Origin of the sequence: Hymenobacter aerophilus DSM 13606 (assembly GCF_000382225.1) — a bacterium.
GTDB classification, from domain to species: Bacteria; Bacteroidota; Bacteroidia; order Cytophagales; family Hymenobacteraceae; genus Hymenobacter; species Hymenobacter aerophilus.
The window spans coordinates 39,482-49,678 of record NZ_KB907825.1; the positions used below are offsets into that span (position 1 = coordinate 39,482).

9 protein-coding genes are annotated in these 10,197 nt (G+C 53.1%); 4 read left to right on the forward strand and 5 right to left on the reverse strand.

Going from position 1 to position 10,197, the window contains the following annotated elements; all coding sequences use genetic code 11:
- Positions 1-2,344: 2,344 nt before the first annotated feature.
- Together H145_RS0115735 and H145_RS24255 are read right to left on the reverse strand one after the other, a co-directional pair.
- Entirely contained in the window at positions 2,345-2,689 is a 345-nt protein-coding gene (locus tag H145_RS0115735) for a hypothetical protein (protein ID WP_019949117.1), read from the reverse strand.
- Positions 2,690-2,811: 122 nt separating this feature from the next.
- A complete protein-coding gene (locus H145_RS24255; protein ID WP_157541672.1) occupies positions 2,812-3,345 on the reverse strand; it encodes a hypothetical protein in 534 nt (177 codons plus the stop codon).
- A 742-nt stretch (positions 3,346-4,087) separates the two neighbouring features.
- Between H145_RS24255 and H145_RS25065 the strand changes: the two genes are divergently transcribed.
- Together H145_RS25065 and H145_RS0115750 are read left to right on the forward strand one after the other, a co-directional pair.
- A complete protein-coding gene (locus tag H145_RS25065) occupies positions 4,088-4,306 on the forward strand; it encodes a helix-turn-helix domain-containing protein (RefSeq protein WP_071595217.1) in 219 nt (72 codons plus the stop codon).
- 572 nt (positions 4,307-4,878) lie between these two features.
- Positions 4,879-6,078: a replication initiation protein gene (locus H145_RS0115750; protein WP_019949120.1), complete on the forward strand. Its 1,200-nt coding sequence runs from the start codon at positions 4,879-4,881 to the stop codon at positions 6,076-6,078.
- Between the two features lie 202 nt (positions 6,079-6,280).
- On the opposite strand, the gene H145_RS24260 is transcribed toward H145_RS0115750, so the two are convergent.
- Together H145_RS24260 and H145_RS0115755 are read right to left on the reverse strand one after the other, a co-directional pair.
- A complete protein-coding gene (locus H145_RS24260) occupies positions 6,281-6,586 on the reverse strand; it encodes a hypothetical protein (RefSeq protein WP_157541674.1) in 306 nt (101 codons plus the stop codon).
- A 58-nt stretch (positions 6,587-6,644) separates the two neighbouring features.
- Positions 6,645-7,403 (reverse strand): ParA family protein, encoded by a 759-nt coding sequence (locus H145_RS0115755; protein ID WP_071595218.1) that lies wholly within the window; start codon positions 7,401-7,403, stop codon positions 6,645-6,647.
- 862 nt (positions 7,404-8,265) lie between these two features.
- On the opposite strand from H145_RS0115755, the gene H145_RS0115765 reads away from it, so the two are divergent.
- On the forward strand, positions 8,266-8,934 hold the full coding sequence (locus H145_RS0115765; RefSeq protein ID WP_033426343.1) for a recombinase family protein: 669 nt from the start codon (positions 8,266-8,268) through the stop codon (positions 8,932-8,934).
- A 22-nt stretch (positions 8,935-8,956) separates the two neighbouring features.
- Positions 8,957-9,544 (forward strand): Fic/DOC family protein, encoded by a 588-nt coding sequence (locus H145_RS0115770; protein WP_019949124.1) that lies wholly within the window; start codon positions 8,957-8,959, stop codon positions 9,542-9,544.
- 445 nt (positions 9,545-9,989) lie between these two features.
- On the opposite strand, the gene H145_RS0115775 is transcribed toward H145_RS0115770, so the two are convergent.
- Positions 9,990-10,197, reverse strand: a 208-nt coding sequence (locus tag H145_RS0115775; RefSeq protein ID WP_026351484.1) for an integrase core domain-containing protein, incomplete at its 5' end; no start/stop codon positions are given.

The following is a 10,197-nucleotide window of genomic DNA, read 5'->3' on the forward strand; positions in this document are numbered from 1 at the left end:
AAACCAGTCATCATTACCGACTCTCTCGCACGGTTTCCAATCAGCAAAACGCCGGCCTGCTTTCAACTTTCCCCTACTGAACTCCGCTCATTTTCCAGTTGCACAACTCGTCTCTAGTCGACAACCACGCGCCTTGTTTTCAGCCCGCGTTTAAGCTCTGCCCCTCACGTTGGTTCGGGAAAATCAAATAGCCAGTGGGATAAGAAAGCATCCGATTTTCAGGCTTCGGTTGCATTGAGGATGCCCTTGCCGCCCTAGCTTCTATCGCACCCTCGGGTCCAGCCCACTCCTTTCTTCGGGCAAAAGAACTACCTCGCCCACCGTTCGTTTTTCCACTCACGAACGGACGTACCCAACTCTAAGACTAGCGCCGAAAATCCTGACGCCGAATTCGTGATTCCGCAAAAAGTGAATCATCAAAAGCGGCTGATGTTGCTTACGCTTTACCCGAGCATACAAAGCATTTACTCAGTTGGGTTGAAGTAGCAGAAGCGCCTAAAGTCAATTGATTTCGCCCCACCAGTTCGTTCGTCCAGCCATCAGCACACTACTCGCTCACCCTAAGGAAAGTTATCAGTAAACGATGCACCCGCCCCTCAGCTGGCCGCCTCGACCAAAGCAGGAAAATCAAGTGAGCATGAGGTAAACAAGCAACAGCTCCCTGCCTCCTTTCTTGCGCCCCTCAGCCACCCCAGCTACCTTCCCGACGCTGCGTAACCCCTGCTCCAACGGCGGCTGGTTATTGTCTGCTTGCCCTTCCGTGGGGAAGCACGAAGCATTGTCCACTGTCCTTTCTTTTCCCGCTTACATAGACACACCTGACTTCTACCTTAACGTCGAACAGGTCGGTGTAGCCAGCCATCGGCTCGATTGGAGCGAGGGCGATGTTCGGCCCCGCTGACGCTCCTCCGTCTGCCCAGGTCGGGTAGCTACACGACGTTGCTCAGGCACTTCAGTTTTGATAAGCGGGTTCAGCACCGGAGTCGGGTAAGTGACCAAAGGCGCTGCTCCTTTTCACAAACCCGGGCACTTCTCCCCGCTCGTTCTTGCCGTGCTGAAATGGCTCGCGGCCTTCTGCCAGCCGCTACGCAAGGTGCCCAAGCTTTCGCACGGCTTACCCCTCCCACGCCGGTCGCAATGGTCACGCCGCGTAGGCTACTCCGCGCTCGGCCAAGCACCTGCTTGACGACCTGGCGTTTGGCCTCCCCCGCCCGCTCGGCGACGCGTTCAATCAGCAGAATGGCTCCCGGTTCGAGCCTACAGACCACCGCTTTCTTTGGGTTATGCTCTTTGCATGGCGTCGTGCTATGCGCACAGCGCGCTTTTCTTTTTGTGCGTCGCAGCTCAACCTGAGTACAGGTTATTGCACCAGTTGCTGGTTCATTGCTTGGCTTTCTGCGTGGCTACTGGCGGTCTTTTATCCCATCCGTTCTGCTAAACGCCACGTGGGCTGCACGAGACGACGGACGATGGGAAGTGCCTGGTCATCTCATCGGCTGCCCCACCCTTTCGTCAGGTGGATGCTTCTCAAGCAGGGGCAGGCGGGCACTACCTAGAACAGGACTGCGAGCAACTCCAGCAGCGGCACCAGGCGGCCTGATGCCATGGCTCTCACCCAGGCCAGGACCAGGGCCCGCACGGTATCAGGCAGGCGGATAGCGGCGTAGGTCAGGTACGCCCCGAGGCTACCCACCACGCGGGCTATCACCAACTAAGTAGCGGTTCGCGCTCCCGCCTCTACCAGGCCCTCGAACAGGCCCGTTAACCTGGCAAAATGAGGCGTCGGTATGGCGGCAGGTTCAGTAATAGGAATTGCGCTACTCGCTGACGGGCTTCTCCCCGACCGACCAGTTCCTACTGCCCTGGCAATGGCTAATGGCCGGCTGCTTTGCCTGCCCTGCTGGCGGCTCATCAGATGGGGGGCATGGCAACGGTGACGCAACCTGTTAACCCGCCCTGAAAAGTGTTTTTTCGGCTGACTACCGGTGGGCTCCTGCTTCCCTGGTACGGATTGTTGCCTTCCTGCTGCTCCTCACTGTCAGGGTGTGAGCGCAGCAGTAGTAGCCTTAGCTGAAAGGGCGGTCCAAACGGCGCTTGGAGCCCATATGCGCGCTTCCAAACTGGGCAATGAGAGCCAAAAACGGCCCTTTTGGCTTATCAGCGAGCGTATCGTTCGCTCAGCCGCTGATGTAGCCAGTAAGCAGTACCCGGAATGGCTTCACCCACTCACCGGACCGTTTAGACTCTTCTACTGGCTTTCCGGTACGCAAGGGGAACCAACCAACTGCTACAATGCGCCGGTTGGACCGCCCTGTTAACTACCACCCGTAAGCGAGCGCCCGGCTTATCGGCGCTTGGTTTTGAGCAGGCCCAGTTCGTTGCGAAGGCTGACCTGATGAAAGATATCGGCGATGAGTTGATCGGGCGTTATGCCCAGCTCGCTGGCCAGCCCGAAAATGCTGGCCAGCGAGAGCAGTTCCGGCTTCGCCCTGGCCACCTTGATGGTTTCAGCAGCCATGCCCATGCTGCGCGCCAGTTCGCGCACGCGTACGCCCTGGCTGCCATCGGCCCGATCGAAGGAAGAAATCCATTCTTCTACCGTCCGGCCCGAAGGCTTTGGCGGGCGCTTCTTGGGGGTGACTTTGGCCGGCTGTGGGCGGTTGTCTGGGGGGATGGAATCGGAACTCATGTGGCTGGAGTGGGGTAAGTTGGCTGGTGGGTTTCGGCTATTTGAATGGCCGTCAGGCAGTGTATGGCCCATGGGGCGACTAGGGGGCAGCTGCGGAAGCGGGCTGGGTAGCCGGGCATTGGCTATGGCCTGGCGGGCTGAGTTGGGGTAGGTGTCCGGGCAAAACTGCCCGGCCCGCCAGGGGCCCCGCGTAGCCGGCAGATGCGGTCCATCACGGCGGGGGAGCCTGGTAGCAGCTCGACCGGCCGGGGCTCGGCTCCGCTGTTCAGGGTCGCTATATTCTCCCCGAAGGCGGCCAACACATCCTCCTCGGTCGGATGGCCGCTGGCCAGCCGGAAAATGAGCTCGCGCACCCGGCCACCGTAGGCCGCAGGCTGTTGCTCCAGCTCAGCCAGTGCCAGCACGGCCCAGCACGCATACTTAGCCAGGCGGCGGGCCATCAACCCTGATGCCGCCGTGTGGATGGTCATTTCCAGGGGGGCCAGCTCTTCGGTGCAGGCCAGGCGCTGGAGCAGTTGCTGCAGGGCCAATTGATCCAGCGTCACCTGTGGCTCGTCTTCACCTTCCACCCACAGCGGCGGCTGCAGGGCATCCAGTGCCTTGGCCCAGCGCAACCACGGCAGGGTCGGAAAATAGGCGCTTAACTCCTGCTGCACGCTGACCAGGGCGCGTGAGCGTTGTGGGAACGTGGCGTCGGCATAGGCGACTGCACGAACCGGGCGGGCGGCAAAACTGGTGGCGGACGGGTCCGGCTGGGGCTCATTACCCAGCGCGGGTGAGCCAGCAACCACTTCTGCCTCCTCGATCAAGGCCGGAGGGAGGGCTGTTTGCGGCGCCATGGCCTCGCTTGCTGCCTTGTCCGGGGACGGCCAAGGGGTAGCTGGGCGGGCACGCTGCTTGCGCGGTTCAGGGGCCGCGGGTGGGTGGGTGCTCTGGCGTTGCTGGCCGACCTGGTGAAAGACGTCGGCCACGAGTTGGCCGGGTGGTATGCCCATGCGTTTGGCCAGCCCAAACAAGCTCGCCAGCGTGAGGCAATCAGGCTGGATTCGGGCCACCTTGAGCTTTTCAGTGCCGATGTGTAGGGCGGCGGTGAGCTCGCGTACGGGCAGTCCTGGTTCACCATCAGGGCGGATATGACTGGCGATTATCGCCTGTAGCGTGCGGCCCGTAGGCCTAGGCAGGCAGTGCAAAGGGACCTTTTTGCCCTCGTTCCCGTCGCTGTCTGGAGTCAAATTTGAACGCATATTCAAGTGTATAATCAGGGCTCATGGCCACGTTTTAGAGATTTTTTCTTCTAAAGAGTGGATGCTTAGGCAAGGGGATTTATAATCTCAAGGCTAAGATAATGACAAATATGTAATTGACAAGCAGACACAAGCCCCTGACCTTGCGGAAAGCATGCAGGAGGCCTCAAGTGATAGTGTTATTCGCACCTTAGTGCAACGCTTACAGCAAGTAAGGTTGTCTCGTAACTTATCTCAACAAGAGGTTTACGATGCCACCGGAATACACATTGGTCGATTAGAAGCAAAGCCAGTAAACGTAACCATGCGGACACTCATCATTTTGTGCCGTTATTACGACGTACAATTGGCTCCATTATTTGCAGGTTTATAGTTCCTGCGTCAGATAATTGGCTTTTTTAACATCCAACTATCTGATACAAGTTTGTAGCTGTGTGTAGCCCCTCACTGTCATTTAATTTCTTCGATAGAAAGGAGAGGCGCGGTATCATGTACATACATGATTCCGCGCCTCGGTGCCAACTATCCCAGAACGAGCAGTTTGGTAGGATCCAAACTAAGCTTGACACTCATTTGGTCTTTAATTACGGCTTGGATGTCCAATACTTGTCAAGGATACTCCTCGTCTTGCTGATGCGCTTGATAGCAATCTTTAAAAAAACTCAATTCTAAAAAAAATGAACCCTATTCAATTATTAAACAATTGATCTATTAACAATTAAGATCACTTTAACTATTTGATTTTCAAATGTTTACAAGCTCGAAACAGGCACGAAGTACCTTTGAGATAGGCACGAAGTACCTTTGAGATAGGCACGAAGTACCTTTGAGATAGGCACAAAGTACCTTTGAGATAGGAACGAAGTACCTTTGAGATAATAATAAATAATATCTCGCTTACTATCTCAAAATATCATACATTAGCGTCTGCTAAAACAGCTTGCTATGTCTGAAAAACAGCTACCTGGTACCACCTTTGATAAGCGCCGTGGTAAATGGAAGGGACAATACCGGAAAAACGGTAAGACCAAGAGCCTCGGATACTTTGAGTCACAGCTTGATGCCTATGAGGCTGTGCGCAAGGCGAAAGCAGAGTCACAGATGTCTAGTGAGGATAGTGAGATACTTTTAGAGGTACTTCCCTCCTATCTCAATAAACCCGCCTCCCTGCGCCATGCTACTGATACTATTGCCCAAAGCAATGTGCTCATAGATAGCCCATGGGCGATGACACTGATGGAGGCCCGTCTCTTCGTACTCATGTTGCGTGGACTACGCCGTGATGATCCTGGTACCAACCGTATCGTAGTACCGCTGGCCGATCTTGTTGGGGAACAACCCATCGGTGGCCGGGGCTACAAACTGTTGCATGCGGCTTTGAATGGGTTAGATGCCATTCGTATTGATTTGCCCATGCCCAACCGTCAGCAGGACTATCATAAGGTGCCGTTGGCGCACTCCTTGCAGTTGGATAGTGGTGCCGGTACAGTATCAGGATACTTCTCGGCCGATGTAATGCCTTACCTGACCAGTTTGGTTGATAACTTTACACTAGGCCAGGTGGCCGACTTGCTGAGTATCCGAAGCGTGAATACGCATCGCTACTACTGGCTTATGCAGATGTGGAAGTTCAAGAGTCCACATACGGTGGCAGTGGAAGAGTTGCGTCGGCTGACAACAGGCGGTTCCGCCTACCCGCAATACTCAGAGTACCGCAAAAATGTACTCAAACCTTCGTTGGCCGAACTCAACGAGTTGAACTTCGAAATATCCGTCGTGGAGAATAAGGTCGGCCGTAGCGTCGACTCTGTGGAGTTTCATATTAGCTATGTGGCTGCTAAGCTACAGTCGCGTCAGCTGCAGTTGCCGCTTGGCGAGCCTGCCCAGCAGTGTGAGCAACCTTCAATCACTCCGCAACACGAGCGTGTAGCCCAGCGACTACGCAAGCTTAAACTTACTGAGGCTCAGATCAAGCAAGTTATTCAAGTGTTGCCTACAGAAGCTGAGTATCATAAGCTGTTGAAAGCTACTCACCCTTTGTTGGTGGAGTACGAAACTAAAAGTAAACCCTTCGATAATATTGGCGCTACAGCTGTTAATTTACTAAAAACGGTATTCCCCGAATATTATAAAGCAGTAAAATAGATGATTTTCAAGTGCCAGGCTTCTTAGTGTAGCATATTACCAAATAGGTATAAAAATAGGAAAGTGATTAAATCCCAGGATTTAATCAGATTATAGGTATGTTATAGTAATAAAATTTATTTGTTTTTGTGCTTTTTTATACGGATTAAACCCTCAGGAAGCAGATATTTCCTGAGGGCCAGACGACTCGCTGTTATGTCATCTATCCCCGACGACGTCGAGCGGCTTGCTTTGCTGGTAGCGCGCGGTCTGCTTCTGGTTTACCCTCTAAGTAAGCAGTAATAGCTGCATCTAATACGTCACCAATAGTCTCATGTGACCAAAAGGAGAATTGCTGCAGGCGTTGTAGCGTTTCGGCAGGGAGTTGGTTAGAAAACTTAATAAGCACTGATTCCTTTGCTTCTTGAGCTACAGTTGACGCCACGGATGCTACTGTTGCTTTGGGCTTTAACAGGAGTTCGTCGGGCGAAGGAATAAGCTGGTCGAGGTCGAATTTAGCTTTAGCCATGTCTATACTGACTTTACAATCTTGTTTGTCTTTATTGTCTTTATCATCTTTATTGCCTTTACAGTCTTGACAATATTTCCTTAGTCAATGCTGTATAATCTGTCAAGGCATTAGACCCAGGAGCTGTTTGCTGTAAAGATTGCCGTTGCACCTGAGCCTCAGGGATTGCCACATTTTCGCGGATGGTGGTCGTCATCACCAGTGACCCAAACCGTTCACGCATTTTCTTGACAAAAGCATGGTGTAGCCCACGGCGGTATGTCGGCGAATACTTGGTTAAGAAAACACCGCCTACTTCCAATTCCGGATTATAACTATCCTGAATTTTGGTTACCAATTCCAGAAGGCTAGTCACACCGTCAAAGCTAAATACCTCTGGTGACGTAGGCACAAACACTTTAGTTGAAGCGGTTAAGGCTGCTACAGTTAAAGGAGAACTAGGTGCAGGTGGGGTGTCAATAAGTATGTAATCTATCTGCTTGTTGAGGCCCTTAAAAGCCTTCTTAAAGAACAACGGATATGCTAGGTCTGCGCCCAAAACTTTCTCGGCTACTACCAGCTCTTCTGTGGCTGCTACTAACCAAAGATTATCTCCTACCTGCTGCATGACGTCAAGCAATTGTGCTTTCGAGTCCATGACGGCAGCTAAGCTTTTCATCGAATCTACCACTGGCAGACACCTAGTCAGGCTAGCTTGAGCATCCGCATCTACTAGTAACACTCTGTGTCCGGCTTGGGCAAGTAATTGACCAACCGCCCACACGCTACTGGTCTTGGAGACTCCCCCTTTTCTGTTTGCGAAACTATATACTTCCATATGTTCTTGATTATCTTCCCTATAAAGAAAGTATATATCAACCAGAAAAGCAAGTTAATCTTGCTTTTCAACACGATAAAGGCTGTCAAGATCATCTTTATTATATTGAACGGCAAGATTAACTTGCTGTAAATCAGAGTGAATGTCTGGACATACGTTATGCCGGTTTTGTCTCATTCCCCACCATCACTACCAGCCATTATCAGCACCTGTTAGCGTTCCATTAGACGCCGCTGATGTTCAGCCATTTATTAATGTGCTTGGCTCTCACATTCATGAGTTTCTCGACCTGCTCGACACTCCAGCCCTCGGAGAGATGCAGAGGACCGAAGCGACCGGATTGAGGGAGTTAGCATTTCTCCATAGCGTACCAGCACCCCTTACCGGCTTAATCGGCTCGATGCTGCGGCCACCGCTCCGAATTGTGCGGGATTGGTTGCTACGTCCGCGTATGTCAGCAGCTCAACCACCGGAAAGTATTGTGCCTGTTGGCGGATGCGCTGGTTAATGGAGTTTGACGTGGGAAGAGAGACTCCTATTAGAGTAGAAGCAGGAAGTCATGTCAAGTTTTTACGTGCAAAAACTTGACATGACTTCCTCTGATAGTTCTCGTCAAATAGTAACTTCAGGAATACCATGCTTCGACCGTGCTCAACAATACAGGTTCTTTGCACTAACTGAGTTTTCACCGTTCCATCACCCGGGTGATGAATGCGCTTGGTTTACTGCTTTCATAAGTCTAGTATAAAAAGCAGCCGGCGAATAGTAAAAAAATCACTTTATAACGTTTTCTAAACGGACGTTTGTAAAACGTTATAAAGCGTACTTTGCACAAGCTTTCTTAAATCAGCTCGCTTTATAAGTGAAATACTATATTCCTTACTACCGCGTCTCTACTTTGAAGCAGGGGCAGTCCGGGCTCGGCCTCGATGCCCAACGCGCTGCCGTGATGTCCTTTGCCGGGGCAGTGGGGGAGGGGAGGCTGGGGCCGGAGTTTGTGGAGGTAGAGAGCGGCAAGCGCAATCAGCGGCCTCAGCTCGCGGCTGCCATGGCGGAGGCCCGTCGGGTCGGGGCCACGCTGCTCATTGCCAAGCTCGATCGACTCTCCCGTAACGCGGGCTTCATCTTCGCGCTGCGCGACTCGGGCGTCGACTTCGTCTGCTGCGACATGCCCGACGCCAATACGCTCACCGTGGGCTTGTTTGCCGTCATCGCTCAGCACGAGCGCGAAACCATCAGCAAGCGCACCCGCGAGGCGCTGACGGCCAAGAAGGCGCGGGGCTTTCAACTGGGTACACCCGCTAACCTTACTTCCGAAGCCGTGGATAAGGGCAAGCAAGTGCGACAGGCCAATGCCCGCACCCACCAGGGCAACCGGCAGGCCGCCCGCCTAGCCGCTTTGCTGCAGGGGCAGGGGCACACACTCCAGCAGATTGCATATGAGCTAAACGAGTCGGGTTACCGCACCAGAAGGGGAGGGAAGTTCTTTCCGATGACTGTCCAGCGGCTTCTTAAGCGGATGGATGCATAGCAGCAAGCACTAACTTTGGGTTATGGGACACTATACCGACGCGCCGGAAGACAACCTACTCGGACTGACCAGCAAAGACGAACTCAACGAGCAGGAGGCGCTGGGCGTCGCGCAGGTGGAGCGCTATCTGCTGGAGGAAATAGAGTACCCCGTGGAGTTGTCGGTCAGCTTATTGCAGGACTTACACCGACGGGCTTTCCAACACCTCTACGACTGGGCCGGCCAGTGGCGAAAGCAAATACCCAATGTGGGTGCCTACCTACCACCGCCTGCCCATCAAGTCCCGTTGCTACTCTATGAATTCATCGACGAACTACGGCACCGGCAAGTCTTACTGCCGACAGAACCAACCGCGGAGCAGGTGGCAGCCGTGTTAGCCTACGCCCATCACCGACTGGTAGCGATTCACCCGTTTGTTAACGGCAATGGCCGTACGGCACGCCTCTTCACCAATCTGCTGGCCTACGGTTACGGCTTTCAGGAGGTCATTCTTTATCGGCGGGAACAAGGCGAAGGGCGCACCCGGTATCTGCAGGCAATCCGGCAGGCAGACGACTATAATCTCGCCCCGCTACAAGCCCTCATCCACGAACAGTTACAGCCGCTGTAGAAGTAGGAGAATTGGTTTGATCATAGAGCGCCTCTAATCGCTCGACGGACACCAGTTGATTCTCCAAGGCCATGGACGCATACACAGAACGCACTACCATCGCTTTCACCACGGCGGGATTTTGCAACTGAGGGTATCGATCACGCAGTTTCATAGATTGAAAGGCAGGGTGTTATAGTAGATTCTGTACTACAAAGATGGCCTAAAAGTTTCTCTGCATCCACTGGCGACCAATATACAGGTGTATTAGCCGGTAGTAGATGGACTTTAAGTCCTTGGGCTGTGAATTCTAGGTTCTGAAGAACAGCACTACCGAAATTACCTAGTTAGCTCAGCTATAAGTTCAGAAAAAGGACCCTTTTCGTGAACCGTGTATATTTTGACCCGTCCTGAAAAGCGTTGACCGTTTTTGTTGTTAGTCCGGATTTCTATTGACCAACCGAAGTTAGTCCGTTTTTTCGTTGACCACGCTATCGTCCACGACCTGCTGGCGGTAGTAGTTGCGCCATCGCCGTTTCAGCTTCCCCTCTTTCTGATGCGCCTGATCCGGCACCAGCATGTCACAGCTCAGGTGGGGACGCTGGTAGTTGTAGAGGTGCACGGCCTGTTGCAGTACCGTTTGTGCCTGCGCCAGCGAGTACACGCGCTGATGC

Excerpts from the sequence above, each read along its gene's own strand:
- H145_RS0115735 (WP_019949117.1), bottom strand. The coding sequence starts at position 2,689 with ATGAGTTCCGATTCCATCCCCCCAGACAACCGCCCACAGCCGGCCAAA.
- H145_RS25065 (WP_071595217.1), top strand. The coding sequence starts at position 4,088 with ATGCAGGAGGCCTCAAGTGATAGTGTTATTCGCACCTTAGTGCAACGC.
- H145_RS0115750 (WP_019949120.1), top strand. The coding sequence starts at position 4,879 with ATGTCTGAAAAACAGCTACCTGGTACCACCTTTGATAAGCGCCGTGGT.
- H145_RS24260 (WP_157541674.1), bottom strand. The coding sequence starts at position 6,586 with ATGGCTAAAGCTAAATTCGACCTCGACCAGCTTATTCCTTCGCCCGAC.
- H145_RS0115755 (WP_071595218.1), bottom strand. The coding sequence starts at position 7,403 with ATGGAAGTATATAGTTTCGCAAACAGAAAAGGGGGAGTCTCCAAGACC.
- H145_RS0115770 (WP_019949124.1), top strand. The coding sequence starts at position 8,957 with ATGGGACACTATACCGACGCGCCGGAAGACAACCTACTCGGACTGACC.